We start from the raw sequence: 24,766 nt of genomic DNA, 5'->3' as shown, positions 1-24,766 counted from the left end.
GTGGCGTGGTCAGTCGCGCTTGCGGCGCTCGACGAGGGCCAGCGCGTACGACTCCCACCACTGGCCGGCCGCGGGGCCGCCGTTGCAGGTGCCGTCGCTGAGTCCCGGCGTCTTCACCCAGAGCAGGGCGTCGAGCCGGGTGCTGCCGCCGGTGACGTGCGGCTCCTGGCCGAGGCCGGCGCCCTCGGGGTTGCACCAGGTTCCCCGCCACCCCTGCCCGTTCCGGGAGACGTCGATGACGAAGTGCGGGTCGCCGCCGATCGCGTCGGCGAGCTCGTCGGCGTACGCGCGCTCCTGGTCGACACGGTAGAAGTTCGACACGTTCGTGAAGAACCCCTGCACCTCGTCGACGCCGGCCTGCCGCAGCCAGTCCGCCATGGTGGCGGTCGGCACGCGGTTCTCGTTGCCGCCGTCCAGGTACACGGTGAGCCCGTGGCCGGTCAGCGCGTCGACGGCCTTCCGCAGCAGGGGCAGGCGCTCGTCGCGCAGCCGCTCGCAGTTCTGGATCTGCGCGATCGAGTCGGGTTCGACGAGCACGACGGCGTGTGAACCGGCCATCGCACGGACGGCCGACCGGACCCACGGCAGGTAGGCGTCGTCCGCGGTGCCGCCCTTCGAGTAGCTGCCGCAGTCGCGGTCCGGGATGCTGTAGAGGACGAACACGGGGGTGCCGCCACGTTGCTTCGCCGTGCTGACCACCGACCGGATCGTCGAGCGGGTCTCGGCCTGCGAAGTGTTCGTCAGCCAGGTCGCGATCGGCTGGTCGGCGATCACGGCGATCTGCTCGGCGGTCGCCGCGTCGCCGGCGGCCCGTGCCTGTCGCTCGCGGATGCTGGCCTGGTTCACGGCGGTCGGCTGGCGCGCGAGCCCGCCCGGGAACGCCTCGGCGGCGGACTTCCGCTCGGCGACGGTGCGCCCGCTCGGGGTGCCGTCGCCGTCCGGCTGGCCGCCGTTCCACGGGCCGACGACCACGAGCGTCGTGACGACCGCGGCGACGACGACGGCGGCGACGGCGATCCACCCCCACTGCCGCGGGCCGCCGGTGCGGCTGCGGCGTGGGGTGCTGGGTGCCTCGTGCTCCGGCATGCTGCGGTGCTCCTGATCTGCCCGTGCGGTGTCGGTGGTGTGGGCACCGATCGCGCCCCGACCCATGCTGGCAGGTGCGGGGGAGTCCTGACCAGCGCCGAGCCCGATCCCCCAGGAGTCGTACCGCCGCCTGACAGGAGCGCTCCAGCGACCGGCCAGGACCGTGCCGCACACTGTCCGGATGTTCCGTCGACTCCTCCTCCTCGCCCTGACCGCGGGCTACGCCTGGGTGATCTGGCGGATGACGCTGACCCCGCAGGTCTTCACCTCGGCCCAGAACTCGCTCGTGCTGCACGCGATCGCCTGGGTGCAGCAGCTGCCGCACGGTGCGTGGTTCACGTACGAGCGCACCGAGTTCCTCGCCAACATCGCCATGTTCGTGCCGGTGGGGGTGCTCGCGGCGCTGTGGCTGCCCCGGCGCTGGTGGATCCTCGGCGCGCTCGTCGCGGTCGCGCTGTCCACGGGCATCGAGTTCGCGCAGGCCACCTACCTGCCGTACCGCGTCGCGGACCCGCGCGACGTGCTGTCGAACGGCCTCGGCGGGCTGCTCGGCGCGACGCTGGTCGGACTCGTCCGCGGTCTGCTGCCGGAGCGTCGCCGCCGACGCCGTCTGCACACCAGGACCGCCTAGGACTCTGGTAGTCTTGTGCGGTTGCCGTCGAACGGCCGCGGACAAAGAGCGCTCGTGCATCAGGCACGGGCACCGCGCAACGGACAGGAAGGGGATCACCATGGCACTTGACGCACAGGTCAAGCAGGAGATCATCGAAGAGTACGCGACCCACCCGGGCGACACCGGATCCCCCGAGGTCCAGGTCGCCGTTCTGACGCGTCGTATCAACGACCTGAACGAGCACCTCAAGGAGCACAAGCACGACCACCACTCGCGTCGTGGCCTGCTCCTCATGGTCGGTCAGCGTCGCCGTCTCCTCGGCTACCTCTCCGACGTCGACATCGCCCGCTACCGCACGCTCATCGAGCGTCTCGGCCTGCGTCGCTAGTCGACCGACACACGCTTGACCGAACGCCCCGGACCTCTTCGTGAGGACCGGGGCGTTCTTCGTTCCCGGGGCGTTCGACGCTCGGTCGGGCCCCGTTCAGTCCGCGCTCCGTCCTCGGTCGGTGACGAGGTCGGTCACGAGGCTGGTCACGACACGTCGCCCGCGCTCGTCCCGCGGTCACGACTCGTCGGCCAGCGCGGTCCCAGTCGACACTTCGTGACCGCTCCGCAGTCGGCGCGCGGGAAGTCGTGACCGATCGGCACGCTGCTCGACGGCGGGAATGGTTGCGACGGGTACCCGGTTGGATGCTATGTTCATGCAAACGCATCGAAAGTCGGGAAGCATCATGACCACCATCGCCGTCGTCTCTGCCGGACTCTCCGAGCCCAGCTCCACCCGCCTGCTCGCCGACCGTCTGGGCGAGGCCGCCGTGGCGTCGCTCGTCGCCGAGGGCACTCCGGCACACGTCGTGCACGTCGAACTCCGGCCGCTCGCGCACGAGATCACCGACGCGATGCTCACCGGCTTCGCCGCCCCGGCGCTCTCCGCAGCGATGGCTGCCGTGGTCGAGGCCGACGCCGTCGTGTTCGTCACGCCGATCTTCACCGCGGGCGTCAGTGGACTGGCGAAGTCGTTCCTGGACGTGCTCGACAAGGACTCGATGGCCGACATGCCCGTCCTGCTCGGGGCCACCGGCGGGACCTCGCGGCACTCCCTCGCGATCGACCACGCCCTGCGGCCCGTCTTCGCGTACCTGCGTGCGGCGATCGTGCCCACCGGGGTCTTCGCCGCGACCGACGACTGGGGAACCGACGGTGACGCGGCCGCCCTGGACGGTCGCATCCGCCGGGCCGGAGCCGACCTGGCGTGGGTGATCCGGGCCTCCAGGCGGGCTCCGCAGGAAGCCGACGCGCTCCCTGCGACCCCGGACTTCGCGAGCCTGCTCGGCGGCCTCGGCCACTGACCGGGGTCGGCCCCTGGCTCAGTACCAGTGCGGGTTGACGCTCATCTCGTGACCCCACGCCCCGCAGGGTGAGCCGTAGGCGCTCTTGATGTACGCGAGCCCCCAGTCGATCTGCGTGTGCGCGTTGGTGCGCCAGTCGGCTCCGGCGACCGCCATCTTCTCGGCCGGCAGCGACTGCGGGATGCCGTAGGCGCCGCTCGAGGAGTTGAGGGCGTTCGCCCGCCACCCGGACTCCTGCGTCCAGAGCGACACCAGGCACGAGAACTGGTCGGAGCCCCACCCGTACGACCCGAGCGCGCTCCGTGCGTAGGCCTGTGCGGCCGCGGGGTCCACGGCGACGCCCCCGGTGCTCGGGTAGGACGAGCCGGTGCCGCCGCTGGTCGCGCCGCCGCTGGAAGCGCTGCTGCTGGCGTTCGCGGCGTTCGCGTTCGCGGCCGCCTCGGCCGCCGCCGCTGCGGCCCGCTTGCGCTGCTGTTCCGCCTTCTGCGCGGCGACCCGCTGGCCGAGCTCGTACCCGGCCTCCTGCTTCGCGGTGCTGTCCTTGAGCGACGCGAGCTGCGCGTACAGCTCGTCGCTGTGCTGCTCCGTCGACTCGACGGCGGCGTCCGCGGCCTGTTCCGCCGACTTCGCCGCGGCCGAGCGCTCCTCGGCCGCCTGCGCGCGCGTCGCGCGTTCCGTCTCGGCCCGCTCGGCCTGCTCGTGCAGCGAGGACGCCGTGCCGGCCGCGACGGACGCCTCGTCCATCACGCCGGACCAGGTCTCCGACAGCTGGTCGAGCGCGCCGAGCTGGTAGAGCAGCTGGTCCGGGTTCTTCGCGGTCGCGATGCGCGTGGTCATCTGGTTCGTGCTGCCGTCGCGGTACAGGTTCGCGGCCAACTGGCCGGCCCGCTGCTGGGCCCGGTCCGCCGTCTCGCTCGCGTGCTGCGCCTGGGCCTGGAGGCTCGTGGCGGCCTGGGTGGCCGACGCCAACTCCGACTCGGCCGCGTCCGCCTTCGACGAGGCCACCAGGGCGGCCTGTGACTTCGCGGCTGCTTCGTCCTGCGCCGACTGCAGCGCGGCCTGCACCTTCTGCACCTCGGCGCGCTTCGCGGTCTCGTTGCCCTTGGCGCGCTGGACGTCCTGCCACGTGGGGTACTCGGTGGCGTTCGCGGGGGCAGCGGTCAGGGCCGGGGCGACGAGCGCGCCGACGACCACGGCGGCCGCGACGAGCACGCCCCGCGAGGGGGTGAAGCGCATGTGGGCAGGCTACCGATGTTCACCAGGAGTCCAGCGAGCCGCGCCGCCGACAGCCTGAGGACTGGTAAAGTCCATCGTGTCCGAGGACTCATTCCCCGGACGTCACACACAACACTGCGCAGGCCGGGCACGGAGCTGGTCATCGGTGGTGGCTCGCGGGCCGGAACGGTTTCCCGAGTGCTTCTACTGCTGGCCAGACATGCGTCCGGAACGATCGGCGCGCACGCACCATCGAGTGCCGTCGCCATGGCCTGCCGGAAACACATCAAGGAGGCGCCCTTTTGGAGGGTCCCGAGATCAAGTTCGCCGAAGCCGTCATCGACAACGGCAAGTACGGCAAGCGCACCGTCCGGTTCGAGACCGGTCGGCTCGCACAGCAGGCCCAGGGCGCGGTCGCCGCGTACCTGGACGAGGAAACGATGCTCCTCTCGGCCACCAGCGCCGGCAAGCACCCGCGTGAGGGCTTCGACTTCTTCCCGCTGACCGTCGACGTCGAGGAACGCTCCTACGCCGCCGGCAAGATCCCCGGTTCGTTCTTCCGTCGTGAAGGCCGCCCGTCGACCGAGGCCATCCTCGTCTGCCGTCTCATCGACCGGCCGCTGCGTCCGTCGTTCGTCGACGGCCTCCGCAACGAGGTGCAGATCGTCATCACCGTCCTGAGCATCGCTCCGGACGAGTTCTACGACGCGCTGGCGATCAACGCCGCGTCCGCGTCGACGCAGATCTCCGGTCTGCCGTTCTCCGGCCCGATCGCCGGTGTGCGCCTCGCGCTCATCGGTGACCAGTGGGTCGCGTTCCCGAAGGCCTCGCAGCTCGCCGACGCCGTGTTCGACCTGACCGTCGCCGGTCGTGTCGTCACGGACGAGGCCGGCAACGAGGACGTCGCGATCATGATGGTCGAGGCCGAAGCCACCGAGCACGCCTGGGACCTCATCCAGGGCGGGGCCACCAAGCCCGACGAGACCATCGTCGCCCAGGGTCTCGAGGCGGCGAAGCCGTTCCTCAAGTCGCTCGTCGACGCGCAGGCCAAGCTCGCCGCGCAGTCGGCCAAGGAGATCCAGGACTTCCCGGTCTTCCCGCCCTACGCGCCCGAGGTCTACTCGGCTGTCGAGGCACTCGCGCTCTCCGAGCTCGGTGACGTCTACAAGATCGCCGCCAAGACCGAGCGTCAGGACGCCGACGAGGCGCTCAAGTCGCGCGTCAAGGCTGCCATCGCCGAGCAGGTCACCGCGGGCTCGCTGCCCGAGGTCGCCAACTCGCAGGTCAGCGCCGCGTACAAGTCGGTCACGAAGAAGGTCGTCCGCGGCCGCATCCTGACCGAGCAGATCCGCATGGACGGCCGCGGCCTCGCCGACATCCGTCCGCTCGACGCCGAGGTCGCCGTGATCCCGCGCGTCCACGGTTCGGCGATCTTCCAGCGCGGCGAGACGCAGATCCTCGGCGTCACCACGCTGAACATGCTCAAGATGGAGCAGCAGATCGACTCGCTGTCGCCCGTCACGAAGAAGCGCTACCTGCACCACTACAACTTCCCGCCCTACTCGACCGGTGAGACCGGCCGTGTCGGTTCGCCGAAGCGTCGCGAGATCGGGCACGGCTTCCTCGCCGAGCGCGCCCTCGTGCCGGTGCTGCCGTCGCGCGACGAGTTCCCGTACGCCATCCGTCAGGTCTCCGAGGCGCTCAGCTCCAACGGCTCGACCTCGATGGGTTCCGTCTGCGCCTCGACCCTCTCGCTGCTCAACGCCGGTGTGCCCCTCAAGGCCCCGGTCGCCGGCATCGCGATGGGCCTGGTCTCCGACACCGTCGACGGTCAGACCCGCTACGCGGCCCTGACCGACATCCTCGGCGCGGAAGACGCCCTCGGCGACATGGACTTCAAGGTCGCCGGTACCTCGGAGTTCGTCACCGCGATCCAGCTCGACACCAAGCTCGACGGCATCCCGTCGACGGTGCTCGACGCGGCGCTCAAGCAGGCCAAGGAGGCCCGCTCGGCCATCCTCGGTGTGCTGAACGAGGCCATCGACGCCCCCGACGAGATGGCGGACACCGCTCCTCGCGTCATCTCGGTGCAGATCCCCGTCGACAAGATCGGCGAGCTGATCGGCCCGAAGGGCAAGACGATCAACGGCATCCAGGACACCACCGGTGCCGACATCTCGATCGAGGACAACGGCACCGTCTACATCGGCGCCGTCGACGGTCCGTCGGCCGAGGCCGCGCGTGCCCAGGTCAACGCGATCGCCAACCCGACCAACCCGGAGATCGGGGACCAGTTCCTCGGCACCGTCGTGAAGATCGCCACCTTCGGCGCCTTCGTGTCGCTGCTCCCGGGCCGTGACGGTCTGCTCCACGTCTCCGAGGTGCGCAAGCTCGCCGGTGGCAAGCGTGTGGAGAACGTCGAGGACGTCCTGGGCGTCGGCCAGAAGGTCCTGGTCGAGGTCACCAAGGTGGACGACCGCGGCAAGCTGTCGCTCGCGCCGGTCGTGGCCGACGAGACCGAGGGTGACTCCACCTCGGCCGAGACGGTCCGCGCCCACGCCGAGGACCCGGCCGAGGGCTGATCCTCTTCCGCGTCCTGACGCACGAACGGCCGCCGTCCCTTCCGGGGCGGCGGCCGTTCGCCGTTGCGGGGCGTGTGTGCGTGTTGGCCGCGCGTGCTTTCGCGGTCAGCGACACCTCACGGGCACGGCGCCGCGTGAACTGTCGCTGCGCGCGAGAGATCGCCGGGCCGTGCCACGTGCCGGTCAGGCCGCGGGGGTCTCCTGCGTGCCCATGAGCTGCGCGCGCCCGAGCAGGTGCCCACGGAGCATGAAGCCCACGACCGCGGGGGTCGCGTCGGCGGGGACCTCGAGCACGGGGACGTCGAGGGCGCTCAGCGTGAAGAAGTAGCGGTGCACACCGTGCCCCGCGGGCGGAGCAGCCCCGAGGAACGTGTCCGTGCCGAACTCGTTGCGGCGACGGAGCGCCTCGGCGGGCAGCAGGGCGTCATCCGTACCGGCGCCGGCGGGGAGCGAGGTCGCCGAGCCCGGGATGTCGGTCAGGCTCCAGTGCCAGAACCCGGAGCCGGTCGGGGCATCGGGGTCGTAGACGGTCAGGACGAAGCTCTTCGTGCCCTCGGGTGCGTCCGACCACTCGAGTGCGGGGGAGCGGTCCTCACCGCCGACGTCGGAGCCGCGTGCCGAGGTGGGCAGCTCGCCTCCGTCGGTGAAGTCGGGGCTCGTCAGGGTGAAGGACGGGACGTCGGGCAGATTCCAGTTGGGGTCGTTGGCCATGCCCCAAGCCAACACCCGCTGGCTCGGGCTGCGCTCGGTGCGCGCGCGGGGCTGTGGGAGTTCGCACGCGACGGCCTGGAGGCACGGCGCGGGCCCGCCACGGGCCTCCCGGCCGACGGCGGTCGCCTCGACCGCCCCGCCGGAGCGACAGATCCGGCGACAGCCGGGCGTCAGCCCGCGAGCACCCGGTCGACCACGCGGTTGAGCGCAGCGGTGGCGGCGATCGCGTCACCGGCGTACGCGCCGGCCATCGCACCGTCGCGCGCGAGCATGAGCTCGTCGGCACCGTCCCCGGGAAGGGGATGTCCGGCCTCCTGCAGCAGGGTCGCGAGTCGTTCGGTGTACCAGTCGCGGTGCACGGCGACGACCTGGCGGACCGGGTCGCGCGGGTCGTGGTACTCGGCGGCGGCGTGCAGGAACGCACAGCCGCGGAACGCCGGGTCGTTGACGTCGTCGGCCAGCGCGGCGACCCACGCACGGACGGCCCGGTCGGGGGAGCCGGCGTCAGCGATCAGCTGCTCCATCCGCTCCTGCACGCGCTCGTGCTGGGTGCGGATGTAGGCGAGGATCAGGTTGTCCTTCGACCCGTAGTGCTTGTAGAACGTCGCCTTCGTGACGCTCGCCTCGGAGATGAGGCGGTCGACGCCGACGCCGTGGATGCCCTCTTCGTAGAAGAGCCGCGTGGCGGTCTCGAGGACACGGACCTTCGCGCCGCCGGAGCGGGGAGTCGGGGGGACGCTCGACCCGTCCGGCGACGCGAGGTTCGTGCTCGGGCCGGGGAGACGCTGGACGGCCGGTTGGGGGGAATCGACCGTCACAGCGTGTACTCCTCGGACTCATCGGCTCCGCGACCGGAGTGGGGGGACTCGGTGGTCGCGCAGGACTGATGTCCCGAGCCGCCGGATCGGAACTTAGGGGGGCTTTCGATCCGGCGTGGCCAACAGTAGCACAAGGAGGACAGACAGACGAGTCGGTCTGTCCACATTTTCTGTACCCCACTTCGAGTGGCACGCGACCGAGACCGGGAAACTGGGCAGGAGGCATCGACGGATCAGTAGGCTCGTCTGCGATGAACCAGCCAGTGCCACTGCCGCTCGGGGCCCCGGACACGTCGTTCCTGACGTCCGGCGGGGCCTTCGTCCGTCGCACCGTGCTGCCCTCGGGTGTCCGTGTGCTGACCGAGGCGGTGCCGGGTGCCGCGTCGACGAGCATCGGGTTCTGGGTCGGCGTCGGTTCGCGTGACGAGCGCGACGGGCAGTTCGGGTCGACCCACTTCCTCGAACACCTGCTCTTCAAGGGCACCGAGACCCGATCGGCGCTCGACATCGCCATCGCGTTCGACTCGGTCGGCGGTGAGCACAACGCTGCGACCGCCAAGGAGTACACCTGCTACTACGCACGGGTCCGGGACACCGACGTCCCGATGGCCGTGAACGTCATCGGTGACATGGTCACCGGCTCGGTGCTCGAACCAGACGCCTTCGCCGTCGAGCGCGGGGTCATCCTCGAGGAACTCGCGATGGCCGCCGACGACCCGGCCGACGTCGCGGGCGAGGCGTTCTTCGCCGCGGCCTTCGGTGGACACCCCCTCGGCCGTCCCATCGGCGGGACCCCGGACAGCATCCGTGCGGTCCAGCGCGACGAGGTGCTGGCCCACTACCGCGAGCACTACGCACCGAACGGCATCGTCGTGACCGCCGCCGGTGCCGTCGACCACGACCGGTTCTGCGAACTCGTCGCCGGCGTCTTCCACGACGCCCCCGACGCCGAGCCGCTGCCGCGCCGCACGCCCGAGACCGTGGCCGACCCGGTCGAGGCGAAGCTGTCCGTGGTGCACCGCCCGACCGAGCAGGTCAGCATGCTCCGCGGCTCGCAGGGCCTCGACCTGCGCGACGACCGCCGTCCCTCGCTCAGCGTCCTGAACGCCGTGCTCGGTGGTGGCATGAGCTCGCGCCTGTTCCAGGAAGTGCGCGAGCGCCGCGGTCTGGCCTACGCGGTGTCGTCGTTCGCCCCCGCGTACCTGGACAACGGCGCCTTCGGTGTCTACGCCGGGTGCGCGCCGGACAACGTCGCCGGAGTCATCGACATCGTCGACGCCGAGTTCCGCCGGATGGTCGACCACGGCATCACCGACGACGAGCTCCGACGTGCCAAGGGCCAGATCGAGGGCGCGCTGACGCTCTCACTCGAGGACTCCGACGCCCGCATGACCCGGCTCGGCCGTTCCGAGCTCGGCACCGGCGAGTACACCGACCTGTCGACGGCGCTCGAGCGTGTCGACGGTGTCACGACCGACGGCGTGCTCGAACTCGCGCGCGACCTGCTCACCCGCCCGACGATCACCTCGGTCGTCGGTGCCGTGCAGCAGGACGAACTCGCCGCGGCCATCGGGATCGGCAGCTGAGCACGGACATGTCGCACTACCTGTACCTCGTCCGGCACGGCGAACACCAGGACGCCGAACACGGCCTGCGGGACGGCAAGCTCTCCGAACGCGGCAAGCGTCAGGCGACCCTGATCGCGGACCGTCTCGGCGGCGTGCCCTTCGACGGCGTGTACCACTCGCCGCTCGAGGCCCCGAGCGAGACCGCCGCGTTCCTGTCGCAGCGCCTGCCGTCGATCCAGCCCGAGCCCTCGACACTGCTGTTCGACTGCATCCCCTCTGGCCCGACCCCGGACATGCCGCACGCCTACCAGGGCTGGTACGGCGGCATCACCGAAGAGGAGATCGTCGCCGGGCAGGCCCAGATGGGCGACGCCGTGTCGGAGTGGTTCACCCCGGCGCGCGAGGACCGGCACGACCTGCTGATCACCCACAACGCCGTGATCGGCTGGTTCGTGCGCGAGGCGTTCCAGGCCCCCGAGTGGCGCTGGATGGGCACGAACGTCGCCCACACCGCGCTCACGATCATCCGGATCCGCTCGGCGAAGCCCGCCGAGGTCGTCACGCTGAACGACCTGGCCCACCTGCCGGTGGAGCTGCGTACCGGTCTGCCGGTCGACCAGCCCGTCTAGCGGCTGCCCGTTCGGTCCGCGGCGGCGCGGCCGGGAGGCCCGTGGCGGCTCAGGCGATCGGCTCGCGGCCCGTCTCGGTGCGCTCCACCGCCCTGCGGTACCAGGCGGTGGCGTTCGGGTTGTCGTTGAACGGCTCGACCCGCTGGTACCCGCGGCCGCGGTACATCGCGCCCGCCGCCACGAGCGAGTCGTTCGTGTCGAGGACGATGCTCGTCGCACCGAGGTCGGCCCCTGCCTGCTCGAGCAGGTCCATCACGGCCGTCGCCACACCCGTGCCGCGCCCGGCCGGCGCCACGAAGACGTGCTTGACCTCGAACCGGACGTCGACGGCACGGGTCGCGTCGACCCCGTCCGCGATCCGACGGAGGCCGCCGCAGCCGACCGCGACGCCGTCGTCGTACGCCACCGCGAACACCCCGTTCGGCGGCGTGAACTCGGCCGCGGGGGTGCGCTTCCGCGAGTACGTGCCCTGCGCGCTCGGGAACGTCGCCTCACGCTCGTCCAGGTACGCATCGAGCAGCGCGTCGACCTCGGGCAGATCGGCCGGCACGGTCCTGACCTCGACTGACATGCGTCGATCCTAGGATGGACCGCATGGTCACTCCCGTCGCCGTCGTCGGCGCCACCGGTCGTCTCGGGGGCCTCGTGGCGTCCGTCGTCGAGGAACTCCCGGAGTTCGAACTCGTCGCCCGCCTGTCGTCGAAGGACGGCGCGCACGAGGCGCCGCCGTCGGTCTTCGGCGGCGCGGCCCTGGTGGTCGACGTGACGGTGCCGTCGCTCAGCCCGGCGATCGTGGAGAACGCGCTCTCGAGCGGCGCGAACGTGCTCGTCGGCACCTCCGGCTGGTCGCTCGACCGGCTCGCCAAGCTCCGCACCGGGCTGCAGGAACGCCCGGACCAGGGGGTGCTCGTGGTCCCGAACTTCTCGATCGGCTCCGTGCTCGGCACCCACCTGGCGACGATCGCGGCCCCGTGGTTCCCCGCCGCCGAGATCGTCGAGACCCACCATGCCGGCAAGATCGACTCGCCCTCGGGCACCGCGGTGCGCACCGCCGAGCTGATGGCCGACGCGCGGCGCGAGGTCGGTCCCGTGGACGCCCCGCACGTCGACCAGCGCGCCCGCGGCCAGCAGGTCGCCAGCGTGCCCATCCACTCGCTCCGGCTCCCCGGGGTGAAGGCCGTGCAGGACGTCGTGCTGAGCGGCCCCGGCGAGACGCTGACGATCCGGCACGACACCAACGACGACGTCGCCTACGTCGCGGGCATCCGAGCGGCGCTGGCGAACGTGGTGTCGGCGCGGGGTCTCACCGTGGGCCTCGGCAGCGTCCTCGGCATCGGCTGACCGCCGTGGGTCGGATGGAGCGGGCCGGACGCACGATCCGCTCGCCGTTCTGGGGTGCGGCGCTGATGGCGGTGCTGCTCGCCCTGTACATCGTGCTCGTCGGGCAGCGCGCCGTGGCCTTCATCGCGACCGGGATCCCCATCGGCATCGGCATCGGCGTCGCGCTGTTCGTCGTCGCCGCGATCGGGACGCTGCTGCTCGTGCTCGAGTTCCGCTTCGGCATCCGCATCACCCGGCTCGGTGCACGGCTCGAGGCCGAGGGCGGCACCCCGGACGACGTCGTCCCGGTGCGGCCCTCCGGTCGACCGATCCGCGACGCCGCCGACGAGCTGTTCCCGCGGTACCGCGACGCGGTCGAGCAGGACCCGGCCGACTGGCGTGCCTGGTACCGGCTCGGTGTGGTCTACGACGCCGCCGGTGACCGCAAGCGTGCGCGATCAGCGATGCGCACCGCCTTGGCGCGCGCCGCCGACCGCTGACCCCGGGTCGGCGTCGGATCAGAAGACGGCGTCGATCGCGTCCGCCGCCTGCGTGTACCGGAACGTGTAGCCGGACTCGAGCAGCTTCGTGGGGACCATCCGCTGGCTCGACAGGAGCATGTCGTCGGCGGCGTCCCGCAGCGCCAGGCGCAGGGCGAACTCGGGGATCCGGAACAGGTAGGGGCGGTGCAGGACCTCGGCGACGTGTTTCGTGATGCGGTCGGCGACGACGGGCTCGGGGCCCGCCAGGTTCACCGGGCCGGAGACGTCCGGTGCCGCGGTCGCCAGGTGCACGATCGCGCCCACCTCGTCCTCGAGCGCGATCCACGGCCAGTGCTGGCCACCGGTGCCCAGTCGGCTGCCGACGCCGAGCTTCGTCAGCGGGACGAGCGGCGCGAGTGCACCGCCGCCCTTGCCGATGACGATGCCGGTACGGAGCGTGACGACGCGGACCCCGGCGGGAGCGGCGTTCGCGGCGGCTTCCCACGCGGTGCAGACGTCGGCGAGGAAGCCCGTGCCCGGGGCGGCGTCGTCCTGCAGCACGTCGGCCGGGCGGTCGCCGTACACGCCCGAGGCCGAGCCCGACAGGAACAGCGCCGGGGGAGTGGCGGCGTGCCGCATCGCCTCGACCAGGGTGTCGGTGGCGTCGATGCGCGAGCTGCGGATCTCCTTGCGGTAGGCGTCCGTCCAGGGCAGCTTGCCGATGTTCGCGCCGGCCAGGTTGATCACCACGTCGGCGCCGTCGAGGATCGCCGGGTCGAGCGGACGCCGCCCCGGCGCCCAGCGGAACTCCGTCGCGGTGCGCGCTTCGCGGCGGACGAGCGTGGTGACGTGGTGCCCCGCCTCGCGCAGGGTGCGGACGAGGGGCGTTCCGATGAACCCGGACGAGCCGGCCACCAGGATCGAGAGCGGTTGTTCCGTCGTGTCGGGCATGCCCGCAACGCTACTCACACCGACGTAGGCTTCTGTGTGTGACCGACAGCGAGACCGTACAGCCTGACGCCTCCGTCCCGACCCCCTACGAAGACCTGCTCCGCCGGGTCCTGACCGAGGGTTCGCCGAAGGGCGACCGGACCGGCACCGGCACCCGCAGCCTGTTCGGCGCGCAGCTCCGCTACGACCTGTCGAAGGGGTTCCCCCTCGTCAGCACGAAGCGCGTGCACTTCAAGTCGGTCGCGTACGAGCTCCTCTGGTTCCTGCGCGGCGAGGGCAACGCGACCTGGCTGCAGGAGCACGGTGTCCGGATCTGGAACGAGTGGGCGGACGCCGACGGCGACCTCGGCCCGGTGTACGGCGTGCAGTGGCGCTCGTGGCCCACCCCGTCGGGTGAGCACGTCGACCAGATCGCCCAGGTCATCGAGCAGATCACGACCAACCCGGACAGCCGCCGGCTCATCGTCTCGGCGTGGAACGTCGCCGACGTGCCGGACATGGCGCTCGCCCCGTGCCACGCGTTCTTCCAGTTCTACGTGAACGACGGCAAGCTCTCGTGCCAGCTCTACCAGCGGAGCGCCGACATGTTCCTCGGCGTTCCGTTCAACATCGCCTCGTACGCGCTGCTGACCCACATGATCGCGGCGCAGACCGGGCTCGAGGTCGGTGACTTCGTCTGGACCGGCGGCGACTGCCACATCTACGACAACCACGTCGAACAGGTCGAGGAGCAGCTGTCCCGCACGGCGTACCCGATGCCGACGCTCGAACTCGCACCGCGCGACTCGATCGACGACTACGAGTACGAGGACTTCACCGTCGTCGGCTACGAGCACCACCCGGCGATCAAGGCCGCGGTCGCCGTCTGATGATCGGCATGGTCTGGGCCCGCTCGACCACCGGTGTCATCGGTGCCGACGGCGGCATGCCCTGGCACGTGCCCGAGGACCTGGCGCACTTCAAGCAGGTCACCGGCGACGCGACCGTGCTGATGGGCCGACGCACCTGGGAGTCCCTGCCCGAGCGCTTCCGGCCGCTGCCCGGTCGGCGCAACGTCGTGCTCACCCGGGACACGACGTGGACGGCAGACGGCGCCGAGGTCGTGCACGACCTGCAGGCCGTGCTCGAGGGGGCCGAAGGTGCCGACGAGACGATCTGGGTCATCGGCGGCGGCCAGGTGTACGACGCCGCACTCGACGCGGCCGACCACGTCTCCGAGACCCTGATCGACGTCGACGTCGTCGGCGACACCGTCGCACCCACGCTCGGCGAGGCTGCCGGCTGGACGCTCGCCGACGAGGGCCCCTGGCAGGAGTCCCGCACGGGCACCCGCTACCGGTTCCTGGAGTGGCAGCGCCGCGCCTGAGTGCCCGGTGTCGCCGGGCGTGACCGGCGGGACGGACGTGATCCGGGCCTCCCGGCCGCGCCGCAGGCGGTCCACCGTCCACACGGACGGCGGTCCTCGCGCGCATCCCCGGTACGCTGGTGCCCGTGTCCCCGCGTGAGAATCCCTTCGGTCAGGTCCTCGTCGCCCTCGTGACCCCGTTCACGGCCGACGGCGAGGTCGACTGGCCCGGCGTCGAGCAGCACATCGACGACTGCATCACCGCCGGCGCCGACGGCATCGTCGTCACCGGCACGACCGGCGAGACGTCGACGCTGACCGACCCGGAGAAGCTCCGTCTGGTCGAGGTCGGCAAGTCCGTCGCCGCCGGCCGCGCGAAGATCATCACGGGCGGTGGCTCGAACGAGACCGCGCACGCGATCCACCTGTACAAGCAGAGCGAGAAGGCCGGCGCGGACGGCGTGATGATCGTCACGCCGTACTACAACAAGCCGACGCAATCGGGTGTCCTCACCCACTTCCGGATGATCGCGGACGCCACCGACCTGCCGGTCATCCTGTACGACATCCCGGGCCGCACCGGCATCCCGATCACGTACGACACGATCCTGCGTGCGTCGAAGCACCCGAACATCCTCGCCGTGAAGGACGCCAAGGGCGACTTCGCCGAGGTCTCGCGGGTGCTGAACAACACCGACCTCATGTACTTCTCCGGCGACGACACGAACGTGCTCCCGCACCTGTCGATCGGCGCCACCGGCCTGATCGGCGTGACCGCGAACATCACGAGCGCGCCGTACCGCACCATCGTCGACGCCGTGAACCGGGGCGACCTGGCCACCGCGACGGCCGAGCACAAGCGACTCGAGCCGCTCGTCCGCGCCGTGATGACGCACGTTCCGGGTACCGTGGCCGCGAAGTACATCCTGCACGGGCTCGGCCGCATCGGCAGCCCGCGCGTCCGACTGCCGCTCGTCGGCCCCGAGGACTCCGAGGCGTACGCCATCGAGACCTCCCTCGAAGCCGTGCGCGACGTGCCCGGCGCCGACTTCTCGAACTTCCGCCCCGACCGCAACGCGGCGGCCGGCGGTGCACTACCGAAGGTGCCAGGCACCACCCGCTAGCGAACACCGCGGCGCGCAGCACGCGCGTCGCCCGAATCCGTAGGACCGAATGCCCACACAGATCTCCGAACCGCAGCCGCTCGAAGCCGGCACCCTCCGCGTCGTCCCCATCGGGGGCCTCGGCGAGATCGGTCGCAACATGACCGTCTACGAGTACGAGGGCAAGCTGCTCATCGTCGACGCCGGCGTGCTGTTCCCCGAGGAGCACCAGCCCGGTGTCGACCTGATCCTGCCGGACTTCTCGCCGATCCGTGACCGCCTCGACGACGTCCTCGGTGTCGTGCTCACGCACGGCCACGAAGACCACATCGGCGCCGTCCCGTACCTGCTCAAGCTCCGCGACGACATCCCGCTGATCGGCTCCACGCTGACCCTCGCGCTGGTCGAGGCGAAGCTCAAGGAACACCGGATCAAGCCGTACACGCTCGTCGTGGCCGAGGACCAGACCGAGCAGATCGGTCCGTTCCACCTCGAGTTCGTCGCCGTGAACCACTCCATCCCGGACGCGCTCGCCGTCGCGATCACGACCCCCGCCGGTCGTGTGCTGCACACGGGTGACTTCAAGATGGACCAGCTCCCGCTGGACGACCGCATCACCGACCTCCGTGCGTTCGCCCGTCTGGGTGAGGCCGGCGTGGACCTGTTCCTGCCGGACTCCACGAACGCCGACGTGCCGGGCTTCACCGCTCCGGAGCGCGACATCGGCCCGGTGCTCGAGAACATCATCATGCGCGCCCGCAAGAAGGTCGTCGTGGCGAGCTTCTCGTCGCACGTGCACCGCGTGCAGCAGGTCCTCGACGCCGCCGCGGCCGCGAACCGCAAGGTCGCGTTCATGGGGCGCTCGATGATCCGCAACATGACGATCGCCGCCGACCTCGGGTACCTGCGGGTGCCGGAGAACGTGCTCATCGACACGAAGAAGGCGAAGAACGTCCCCGACGACCAGATCGTCTACATGTCGACCGGGTCGCAGGGTGAGCCGATGGCCGTCCTGGCCCGCATGGCGAACCTCGAGCACCAGATCGAGATCGGCGAGGGCGACACCGTCATCCTCGCGTCGTCGCTCATCCCGGGCAACGAGAACGCCGTGTACCGCGTCATCGACGGGCTGACCAAGCTCGGTGCGAAGGTCGTGCACAAGGGCAACGCGAAGGTGCACGTCTCCGGACACGCCTCCGCCGGCGAGCTGCTCTACTGCTACAACATCCTGCGGCCGCGCAACGTGCTCCCCGTCCACGGCGAGCACCGCCACCTGTACGCGAACGCCGACCTGGCGATCCAGACGGGTGTCCCGCCGCGCAACGTGATCCTCGGGCAGGACGGCATCGTCGTCGACCTGAAGGACGGCGTCGCGACGGTCGCCGGTCAGCTCGACATCGGCTACGTCTACGTCGACGGCTCCACCGTCGGCGAGATCACCGACGCCGACCTGAAGGACCGCCGCGTCCTGGCGGAAGAGGGCTTCATCTCGATCTTCTGCGCGGTGGACTTCACCACCGGGCAGTGCGTGATCGGCCCGGAGATCCAGTCGCGTGGCTTCGCCGAGGACGACTCCGTGTTCGACGACGTCCGCCCGCAGATCGCCAAGGCGATCTCCGAGGCTGCCGCGAACGGCACGCGCGACTCGCACGCCTTCGCGCAGGTCGTCCGTCGCACGGTCGGTCGCTGGGTGAACACGAAGCACCGTCGTCGTCCGATGATCGTCCCGGTGGTCATCGAGGCGTAGCGTCCGCCCCCGCTCTGGAGGCCCGTCCAGCGTCCGTCACGGACGCTGCGGCGGGCCTTCCTGCGTTTGTCCTGAGCGGGCGTTAGGGTTCTGCCCATGGCCGGAGGCACCAAGTCGACCACGCGCTCGCGCGCGTCCACGTCGTCCCGTGGCAACGGGACGCGCGGTTCGTCGCGCACCCAGGCCACGACGAAGAAGCTGCCGCAGGCTGCACCCACACCGGTGTTCCGCGAGCAGAACCCGCTCGTGACCTTCTGGCTCGCGATGGCGCACGGCGTCGGCGCGATGTTCCGGCTGCTCGGCAAGGAGACCCTCGAGAAGGACCAGCGGCGCGACGGGTTCCCGTTCCTGCTGTTCCTGCTGGCCATCGCCGGCGGGGTCGTGGAGTGGCTCAACCCGACGAACAGCGTCTCCGTCGCACTCGACGCGTACACGTTCGGTGGGCTGTTCGGCCGCCTGGCGTTCGCCCTGCCCGTCATCATGATCGTGTTCGCCGGGTGGCTGTTCCGGCACCCGGCCTCGGTGCACGACAACACCCGGATCGGCATCGGCCTGGGCATCATGATCGTGTCGATCGCCTCGCTCTGCCACGTCTTCGGTGGCCGACCGAGCGCGGCCGACGGCATGCCCGCGCTGGCCGCCGCCGGTGGGGTGCTGGGCTGGGTGGTCATCGGCTGGCTCGTCACGATCGCGACCGCCTGGGTGGCCGTCCCCGTGGCGATCGTGCTGCTCGTGCTCTCGCTCTTCATCATCACCAAGACGCCGCCGAACAAGCTCGGGCGACGCCTGCACGAGCTCTACGCCTACCTGTTCGGCGCCCCGGCCCCCGCAGCCGAACCCGAGGCCGACGCCGCCGCTGCGGCGGAGCCCGCCGCCCGTGCCCGCACGTCGAAGCGCGGCAAGAAGGGCGACGCCGACTTCCAGCTGTTCGACGACCTCGGGTTCGGTGACGAGCAGGCCGCTGCCGACGCCGAAGCCGGTGGCGACAACGTGCCGTGGTGGCGCCGGAACAAGTCCGGGCGCGAAGAGGACCCGGCGTACGACAGCCCGGTGCTGCCGCCGGCCACCGGGGTCGCCCCGGCTGCCGCTGCCGTCGCACCAGCTGCGCCCGTCGTGCCCGCTGCCCCCGCAGTGAGCCCGAACGCCGGTGCCGCCGCCGGGCTCGTCGACCTCACGCCGGCCGAGCCCGCGTCGGTCAACCTCAACGACTCCGTCGAGCAGGACCTGCAGGATGCCGAGCAGGCGCTCCGCGCGTTCGGCACCGACGTCCCCGCGCGGCCGGAGCCGACGGCCGACATCCGTCCCGCGGTGCCCGAGGTGCTGTCCGAGCCCGAGATCGTCGACGAGCCGGAGGACATCGACGCCGCCGCCGAGCTGAGCGCGGCCGCCGCCGGTTCCGACGACGATCCGTCGAAGCCCTACCGACTGCCCGCCGCCACGACGCTGAGCTCCGGGACGCCCTCGGTGGCGCGGAGCCAGGCGAACGACGACATCGTCGCCGCCATCACCGGGGTGCTCACCGAGTTCAAGGTCGACGCGAAGGTCACCGGGTTCTCCCGCGGGCCGACGGTGACCCGGTACGAGATCGAGCTCGGCCCCGGCGTCAAGGTCGAGCGCGTGACGGCCCTGTCGAAGAACCTGTCGTACGCGGTCGCCTCGAACGAGGTCCGCATCCTGTCGCCGATCCCGGGCAAGAGCGCCATCGGTGTCGAGATCCCGAACACCGACCGCGAGATCGTCTCGCTCGGTGACGTGCTGCGCTCGAACGCCGCCCGCAAGTCGAAGCACCCGATGACGATCGGCGTCGGCAAGGACGTCGAGGGCGGCTTCGTCGTCGCGAACCTGGCGAAGATGCCGCACCTGCTCGTCGCCGGCTCCACCGGTTCCGGCAAGTCGGTGTTCATCAACTCGATGATCACGTCGCTGCTGATGCGCGCGAAGCCGTCCGAGGTCCGCATGGTCCTGGTCGACCCGAAGCGCGTCGAACTGTCGATCTACGCCGGTGTCCCGCACCTCATCACGCCCATCATCACGAACCCGAAGAAGGCGGCCGAAGCGCTGCAGTGGGTCGTGAAGGAGATGGACATGCGGTACGACGACCTGGCGTCGTTCGGGTTCCGCCACGTCGACGACTTCAACAAGGCGATCGAGAACAACGAGATCGTCCTGCCGGCGGGCAGCGAGCGGAAGCTCAAGCCGTACCCGTACCTGCTCGTCGTCGTCGACGAGCTCGCCGACCTCATGCTCGTGGCACCGCGTGACGTCGAGGAGTCGATCGTCCGGATCACCCAGCTCGCCCGTGCCGCCGGCATCCACCTGGTGCTCGCGACGCAGCGCCCCTCGGTCGACGTCATCACCGGCCTGATCAAGGCGAACGTGCCGTCGCGCATCGCGTTCGCGGTGACGAGCGTCACGGACTCCCGCGTCATCCTCGACCAGCCCGGCGCCGACAAGCTCATCGGTCAGGGCGACGCGCTCTTCCTGCCGATGGGCTCGTCCAAGTCGCTCCGCGCGCAGGGTGCCTGGGTGCAGGAGGGCGAGGTCGCCGAGGTCGTCCAGCACGTCACGCGGCAGGCGCAGCCCGAGTACCGCCAGGACGTCCAGGCCGTGGTCGAGCGCAAGGAGATCGACGCCGACATCGGCGACGACCTCGAACTGCTGCTCGCGGCCGTCGAGCAGGTCGTGTCGACCCAGTTCGGTTCGACGTCGATGCTGCAGCGGAAGCTCCGCGTCGGCTTCGCCAAGGCCGGTCGCCTGATGGACCTGATGGAGTCGCGCGACATCGTCGGGCCGTCCGAGGGTTCGAAGGCCCGCGACGTCCTGGTGACCGCCGACCAGCTGCCCGCGGTGCTCGCGAAGCTCCGCGGCGAGGAGCCGCCCGCCGCGGCCGCTCCGGCAGCGCCGGCCCCGACGCCGTCCGGCGACGGTGACCGCTACGGAGCAGACCCCGTCGGGGACATGACCCGCGGGTACGATGAAGTCCACGACGAGCCCGATGAGGACGCGTGGGGACTGACGGGCAGGGAGTGACGGCGATGACCGCCTCGGACAGCACGAACACCACGCACGGCGCACGGTTCCCGTGGCGCGGGCGGCTGCTGCGCAAGGGCCCCGGCCCGGCGTCGACCGCGAACGTCGCGAACATCATCACGGTGGTGCGCATCCTCATGGCGCCGCTGTTCTTCGTCCTGCTGCTCGCCGACGCCGGCAACGACGGACCCCTGCGCATCTGGGCCGCGGTCGTCTTCGTCGTGGCGATCGTCACGGACAGCGCCGACGGCATCATCGCCCGTCGGCAGAACCTGGTCACCGACTTCGGCAAGCTCGTCGACCCGATCGCCGACAAGGTGCTCATCGGTGGTGCGCTCGTCGCGCTGTCGATCCTGGCCGAGCTGCCCTGGTACGTGACCGTGCTGATCATGGTGCGCGAGATCGGCATCACGGTCTTCCGGTTCGCGGTGCTCTCCGACCGGGTGATCCCGGCCAGCCGCGGCGGCAAGATCAAGACCGTGCTGCAGGCGGTCGCCCTGACGGCGGCGCTGTTCCCGTGGTGGAACCTGGTCGGAGACTGGGCGCACTGGGTCAACGGCATCCTGATGACGGCCGCGTTCCTGGCAACGATCCTGAGCGGGATCGACTACCTCTGGCAGGCATGGAAGCACAACCGCACCACCGCATGACCGGACCCGAGCGCTCGACGCAGGCCGCGCCTCCAGTCCCGGTCGCACCGGGACTCATCGCCGAACTGACGGCGCGGGGCGAGACCCTCGCCGTGGCGGAGTCGCTGACCGGCGGCCTCGTGGTCGCGACCCTCGTCGACGTGCCGGGCGCGAGCGCCGTCGTCCGCGGTGGCGTCGTGGCCTACGCGACGCCCGTGAAGCACTCGGTGCTCGGGGTCTCGGCGGAACTGCTCGAGGCCGAGGGTGCCGTGCACCCCGAGGTCGCCCGGCAGATGGCCGCCGGTGTCCGGATCGCGCTGTCCGTCGACGGGGAACCCGCGACGTGGGGGATCAGCACGACGGGCGTCGCCGGCCCGGATCCGCAGGACGGCAAGCCAGTCGGCACCGTGTACCTGGGGATCGCCTCCGCCGCGGGGGCAGAGGCCTTCGAGCTGCACCTCGACGGTGACCGAGGAGCAATCCGGCACGCCACCGTCTCCGAACTCCTTGCACGGATGTCGTCCGAGGTCCGGGGCCGGGAATAGGTCCCGTTTCCACTGGGTTACATCTCACGAAATCTCCAGCAGTACGGCAGCCAGCCTGGCTAACATGCTGCAACCGGCAACGCTATTGTTGCTGAACCCGAACTCGATCCACCGGACCGAGCGGGCGCGGAGACGACAGAGAGGAGGAGTTCTCATGGTTCTCGTTCGTCAGGAAATCGGCGATGTGCTCCGGGACTTCCGCTTGCAGAAGGGCCGGACCCTCCGTCAGGTCGCGTCCAAGGCCAGTGTCGCGCTCGGGTACCTCAGTGAGGTCGAGCGCGGGCAGAAGGAAGCCAGCTCGGAGATCCTCGCGTCCGTCGCGGATGCTCTGGACACGCCCATCTCGACCATCATGCGCGAAGTGGGCGACCGCCTCGCGATCGTCGAGGGGCTGACCCCCGTCCCCGACACGCTCCCGGACGACCTCGTCGCCGAGTTCGACAACGACCTCGCGGTGCGCTGAGCGCATCGCACCGAACGCCCTCGCCGGTCCTTCCCGGCGGGGGCGTTCTGCGTTCCGGCCCGCGACCACGCGCCTAGGCTGGTCGGATGCGCGTGAGTGAGTTCTGGCGAGCCGTCGACCAGGTGTTCGGTGAGGCCTACGGTTCCGTGGTCACCCGTGACGTCGTGCTCGAAGGGCTCGGCGGTCGCTCCGCCGTGGACGCCCTCGCCGCCGGTGTCGACGCCCGCCGGGTGTGGGACGCGCTGTGTGACTCGCAGGACGTCCCGATGGACCGTCGGCACGGCAAGGGCCTGGCCGAACCCCAGGACTGAGCCGGTTCCGCGGGGCCGAGTACCCGAAACTGTGTTCGGCGTGTTGCTCGAACGCGTGTTCGATCGGTGGTAGCTTCCTCCACAGCGGCGTCGCCCGGGTGTTCCATCCACAGATCGCGTGACCGTCGGCAGTGATGTCGGTGGCTCGCCATAGGTTGATGGACATCGGGAACAGCCCGAAGCCTTGTCGCAGAACCATCGGCCTTGCACCATCGGCCGGCGTGGACGCGACAGCCTACAGGCGGCCGAACACGAGCACGAAGGAGCACCCCATGCCATCACCGGCAGACCGCGAGAAGGCCCTCGAGACCGCACTCGCACAGATCGACAGGCAGTTCGGCAAGGGTGCGATCATGCGCCTCGGTTCGGACGAACGCGCCCCCGTCAACGTCATCCAGACCGGGTCGGTGGCGCTGGACGTCGCGCTCGGCATCGGTGGCCTGCCCCGTGGCCGCATCGTCGAGATCTACGGCCCCGAGTCGTCGGGTAAGACGACCCTCACCATCCACGCCATCGCCAACGCCCAGCGCGCCGGTGGCATCGCGGCCTTCATCGACGCCGAGCACGCGCTCGACCCCGAGTACGCCAAGAAGCTCGGTGTCGACATCGACGCCCTGCTCGTGTCGCAGCCCGACACCGCCGAGCAGGCGCTCGAGATCGCGGACATGCTGGTCCGCTCCGGCTCCATCGACCTCATCGTCATCGACTCCGTCGCGGCCCTCGTGCCCCGTGCCGAGATCGAGGGCGAGATGGGCGACTCGCACGTCGGTCTGCAGGCCCGCCTCATGTCCCAGGCCCTGCGAAAGCTCGCCGGTGGCCTGAACCAGACGCAGACCACGATGATCTTCATCAACCAGCTGCGCGAGAAGATCGGGGTGTTCTTCGGTTCGCCCGAGACCACCTCGGGTGGTAAGGCTCTGAAGTTCTACGCGTCCGTCCGCCTCGACATCCGTCGCATCGAGACGCTCAAGAGCGGCACCGACGCGGTGGGCAACCGCACACGCGTCAAGGTCGTCAAGAACAAGATGGCGCCGCCCTTCAAACAGGCTGAGTTCGACATCCTGTACGGCGTCGGCATCTCGCGCGAAGGCTCGCTGCTCGACTTCGGTGTCGACCACGGCATCGTCAAGAAGTCGGGTGCCTGGTACACCTACGACGGCGACCAGCTCGGGCAGGGCAAGGAGAACTCGCGTTCCTTCCTCATCCAGAACCCCGAGATCGCTGCCGACATCGAAGGCAAGATCCTCGCCAAGCTCGGCGTCGGCGGCGCCAAGGCCGAAGATGCCCCGGTCGAGTCGATCGCGCCGAAGCTCGCGGAGCGCAAGGGCGCGTGAGCACCGACCACGACGACGACGGCCTCGCACCGGTCACCGACCTGTTCGGTGCGAGGTCGCGTCGTCGCGCTCCTGTCACGCCGGTGATGCCCGCCATCCCCGAGCCTCCGGTGTCACCGGACGAACCGCGCGACTCCGACGGCTGGGCCCTGCTCGAGTCCGACGAAGGCCGGGCGGACGAGTTCCCCGCATCGTTCGACGCCGATTCGCCGGTGCCCCTGCACGGTGCCCGGGGGCCGGCAGCGTGGGTGTCGCCCGTGATCGGCGACGGCAGCGGGCGCTCGAGCCGTGCGGAGCAGGACGGCTACGACGCCGAGACCGCTGACGCCACCACCGCGTCGGTGTTCTCCATCGCCGGCGGCGAGGAGATCGACCCGGCCGACGCACCGCGTCCGCTCGACGAACAGCGCGCGGATGCCGAACGGATCAGCCTGCGAGCGCTCGGCCGCAAGGGCGTGAGTGAGTCCGAGATGCGGACCCTGCTGCTGCAGCAGGACCTCGACCCCGACGTGGTCGAGCACGAGATCGAACGGTTGACCCGTGTCGGGCTCCTCGACGACGTCGCCCTCGCCACCGACCTGGTGGATCGACTGCACGCCCGCAAGGGCCTCGGTCGACAGGGTGTCGTGACGGAGCTTCGTCGCCGGGGCATCGACCAGGTGGCGATCGACACCGCACTCGACGAAGCCGCCGACGACGAGGACGACGAGTTCCTCCGTGCGCAAGAGCTCGCCGACAAGCGGGCGCCGCAGATGCGCGGGCTCGACCGGGCCACGGCAGAACGCCGGCTGTCCGGCTTCCTGATGCGCAAGGGCTACAGCTCCGGCGTCGTCCGGATCGCTGTGGCACGTGCCCTCGACGGTGGCGGGAAACGGCCGCAGCCCGGCCGCGGGACCGTACGATTCGAGTAGTCGCTCCGACCTACACTGGAA

25 protein-coding genes are annotated in these 24,766 nt (G+C 70.6%); 19 read left to right on the top strand and 6 right to left on the bottom strand.

Annotated elements, in window-relative coordinates; translation table 11 throughout:
• Positions 1–9 precede the first annotated feature (9 nt).
• Entirely contained in the window at positions 10–1,086 is a 1,077-nt protein-coding gene (locus HQQ79_RS15635) for a glycoside hydrolase family 6 protein (protein WP_173035526.1), read from the bottom strand.
• 181 nt (positions 1,087–1,267) lie between these two features.
• Here HQQ79_RS15635 and HQQ79_RS15630 point away from each other — a divergent pair, with 181 nt between their 5' ends.
• The 3 genes from HQQ79_RS15630 (at position 1,268) to HQQ79_RS15620 (ending at position 3,051) form a co-directional block, all read left to right on the top strand.
• Entirely contained in the window at positions 1,268–1,717 is a 450-nt protein-coding gene (locus HQQ79_RS15630) for a VanZ family protein (RefSeq protein WP_173035524.1), read from the top strand.
• Positions 1,718–1,817: 100 nt separating this feature from the next.
• The gene (gene rpsO, locus HQQ79_RS15625) at positions 1,818–2,087 is read left to right on the top strand and encodes a 30S ribosomal protein S15 (RefSeq protein ID WP_017885935.1); all 270 of its coding nucleotides are present in this window, start codon (positions 1,818–1,820) and stop codon (positions 2,085–2,087) included.
• Positions 2,088–2,433: 346 nt separating this feature from the next.
• Positions 2,434–3,051, top strand: a complete 618-nt coding sequence (locus HQQ79_RS15620; RefSeq protein ID WP_173035522.1) for a CE1759 family FMN reductase — start codon at positions 2,434–2,436, stop codon at positions 3,049–3,051.
• A gap of 18 nt (positions 3,052–3,069) precedes the next feature.
• On the opposite strand, the gene HQQ79_RS15615 is transcribed toward HQQ79_RS15620, so the two are convergent.
• Positions 3,070–4,287: a hypothetical protein gene (locus HQQ79_RS15615; protein WP_173035520.1), complete on the bottom strand. Its 1,218-nt coding sequence runs from the start codon at positions 4,285–4,287 to the stop codon at positions 3,070–3,072.
• A 281-nt stretch (positions 4,288–4,568) separates the two neighbouring features.
• Between HQQ79_RS15615 and HQQ79_RS15610 the strand changes: the two genes are divergently transcribed.
• On the top strand, positions 4,569–6,848 hold the full coding sequence (locus HQQ79_RS15610) for a polyribonucleotide nucleotidyltransferase (RefSeq protein WP_173035518.1): 2,280 nt from the start codon (positions 4,569–4,571) through the stop codon (positions 6,846–6,848).
• A gap of 183 nt (positions 6,849–7,031) precedes the next feature.
• On the opposite strand, the gene HQQ79_RS15605 is transcribed toward HQQ79_RS15610, so the two are convergent.
• Positions 7,032–7,559, bottom strand: a complete 528-nt coding sequence (locus HQQ79_RS15605; protein WP_111033188.1) for a YbhB/YbcL family Raf kinase inhibitor-like protein — start codon at positions 7,557–7,559, stop codon at positions 7,032–7,034.
• Positions 7,560–7,729: 170 nt separating this feature from the next.
• A complete protein-coding gene (locus HQQ79_RS15600) occupies positions 7,730–8,377 on the bottom strand; it encodes a TetR/AcrR family transcriptional regulator (protein ID WP_071245004.1) in 648 nt (215 codons plus the stop codon).
• 251 nt (positions 8,378–8,628) lie between these two features.
• Between HQQ79_RS15600 and HQQ79_RS15595 the strand changes: the two genes are divergently transcribed.
• Together HQQ79_RS15595 and HQQ79_RS15590 are read left to right on the top strand one after the other, a co-directional pair.
• A complete protein-coding gene (locus HQQ79_RS15595) occupies positions 8,629–9,963 on the top strand; it encodes a pitrilysin family protein (protein WP_071245003.1) in 1,335 nt (444 codons plus the stop codon).
• A gap of 8 nt (positions 9,964–9,971) precedes the next feature.
• On the top strand, positions 9,972–10,574 hold the full coding sequence (locus HQQ79_RS15590) for a histidine phosphatase family protein (protein WP_027464756.1): 603 nt from the start codon (positions 9,972–9,974) through the stop codon (positions 10,572–10,574).
• Positions 10,575–10,623: 49 nt separating this feature from the next.
• Here HQQ79_RS15590 and HQQ79_RS15585 read toward each other — a convergent pair whose 3' ends face one another.
• Complete coding sequence (locus HQQ79_RS15585) at positions 10,624–11,145, bottom strand: GNAT family N-acetyltransferase (protein WP_173035516.1); 522 nt, start codon at positions 11,143–11,145, stop codon at positions 10,624–10,626.
• Between the two features lie 23 nt (positions 11,146–11,168).
• Between HQQ79_RS15585 and HQQ79_RS15580 the strand changes: the two genes are divergently transcribed.
• Both HQQ79_RS15580 and HQQ79_RS15575 read left to right on the top strand, forming a co-directional pair.
• Entirely contained in the window at positions 11,169–11,915 is a 747-nt protein-coding gene (locus HQQ79_RS15580) for a 4-hydroxy-tetrahydrodipicolinate reductase (RefSeq protein ID WP_027464757.1), read from the top strand.
• A 14-nt stretch (positions 11,916–11,929) separates the two neighbouring features.
• Positions 11,930–12,394 (top strand): tetratricopeptide repeat protein, encoded by a 465-nt coding sequence (locus HQQ79_RS15575; protein ID WP_173035514.1) that lies wholly within the window; start codon positions 11,930–11,932, stop codon positions 12,392–12,394.
• An 18-nt stretch (positions 12,395–12,412) separates the two neighbouring features.
• On the opposite strand, the gene HQQ79_RS15570 is transcribed toward HQQ79_RS15575, so the two are convergent.
• Entirely contained in the window at positions 12,413–13,327 is a 915-nt protein-coding gene (locus HQQ79_RS15570) for a TIGR01777 family oxidoreductase (protein ID WP_163343442.1), read from the bottom strand.
• A 38-nt stretch (positions 13,328–13,365) separates the two neighbouring features.
• Between HQQ79_RS15570 and HQQ79_RS15565 the strand changes: the two genes are divergently transcribed.
• From HQQ79_RS15565 to HQQ79_RS19215, 11 genes are all read left to right on the top strand, one after another.
• Complete coding sequence (locus HQQ79_RS15565) at positions 13,366–14,196, top strand: thymidylate synthase (RefSeq protein ID WP_035807687.1); 831 nt, start codon at positions 13,366–13,368, stop codon at positions 14,194–14,196.
• An 8-nt stretch (positions 14,197–14,204) separates the two neighbouring features.
• Positions 14,205–14,693 carry a dihydrofolate reductase gene (locus tag HQQ79_RS15560; RefSeq protein ID WP_367948114.1) on the top strand — a complete coding sequence of 163 codons (489 nt, stop codon included), beginning with the start codon at positions 14,205–14,207 and terminating at the stop codon, positions 14,691–14,693.
• 125 nt (positions 14,694–14,818) lie between these two features.
• Positions 14,819–15,796, top strand: coding sequence for a 4-hydroxy-tetrahydrodipicolinate synthase (dapA, locus tag HQQ79_RS15555; protein ID WP_017885921.1), 978 nt, complete (start codon positions 14,819–14,821; stop codon positions 15,794–15,796).
• A 49-nt stretch (positions 15,797–15,845) separates the two neighbouring features.
• On the top strand, positions 15,846–17,522 hold the full coding sequence (locus tag HQQ79_RS15550) for a ribonuclease J (protein WP_027464761.1): 1,677 nt from the start codon (positions 15,846–15,848) through the stop codon (positions 17,520–17,522).
• Between the two features lie 96 nt (positions 17,523–17,618).
• Complete coding sequence (locus HQQ79_RS15545; RefSeq protein ID WP_173035509.1) at positions 17,619–20,552, top strand: DNA translocase FtsK; 2,934 nt, start codon at positions 17,619–17,621, stop codon at positions 20,550–20,552.
• A complete protein-coding gene (gene pgsA, locus HQQ79_RS15540; RefSeq protein ID WP_027464763.1) occupies positions 20,549–21,202 on the top strand; it encodes a CDP-diacylglycerol--glycerol-3-phosphate 3-phosphatidyltransferase in 654 nt (217 codons plus the stop codon). The genes HQQ79_RS15545 and pgsA overlap by 4 nt, the downstream gene beginning before the upstream one ends.
• Positions 21,199–21,726: a CinA family protein gene (locus HQQ79_RS15535; protein ID WP_173035507.1), complete on the top strand. Its 528-nt coding sequence runs from the start codon at positions 21,199–21,201 to the stop codon at positions 21,724–21,726. Before pgsA ends, HQQ79_RS15535 begins: the two co-directional genes overlap by 4 nt.
• Before the next feature lie 154 nt (positions 21,727–21,880).
• A complete protein-coding gene (locus tag HQQ79_RS15530; protein WP_027464765.1) occupies positions 21,881–22,189 on the top strand; it encodes a helix-turn-helix domain-containing protein in 309 nt (102 codons plus the stop codon).
• Between the two features lie 86 nt (positions 22,190–22,275).
• Positions 22,276–22,500, top strand: coding sequence for a DUF3046 domain-containing protein (locus HQQ79_RS15525; RefSeq protein WP_027464766.1), 225 nt, complete (start codon positions 22,276–22,278; stop codon positions 22,498–22,500).
• A 272-nt stretch (positions 22,501–22,772) separates the two neighbouring features.
• Positions 22,773–23,834 carry a recombinase RecA gene (gene recA, locus HQQ79_RS15520; protein WP_027464767.1) on the top strand — a complete coding sequence of 354 codons (1,062 nt, stop codon included), beginning with the start codon at positions 22,773–22,775 and terminating at the stop codon, positions 23,832–23,834.
• Positions 23,831–24,745 carry a regulatory protein RecX gene (locus HQQ79_RS19215; protein WP_173035505.1) on the top strand — a complete coding sequence of 305 codons (915 nt, stop codon included), beginning with the start codon at positions 23,831–23,833 and terminating at the stop codon, positions 24,743–24,745. Before recA ends, HQQ79_RS19215 begins: the two co-directional genes overlap by 4 nt.
• Positions 24,746–24,766: the final 21 nt, after the last annotated feature.

This window comes from Curtobacterium sp. VKM Ac-2852, from assembly GCF_013205045.1.
Classification (GTDB): domain Bacteria; phylum Actinomycetota; class Actinomycetes; order Actinomycetales; family Microbacteriaceae; genus Curtobacterium; species Curtobacterium flaccumfaciens.
This window is presented reverse-complemented; position numbering and strand designations above follow the sequence as displayed.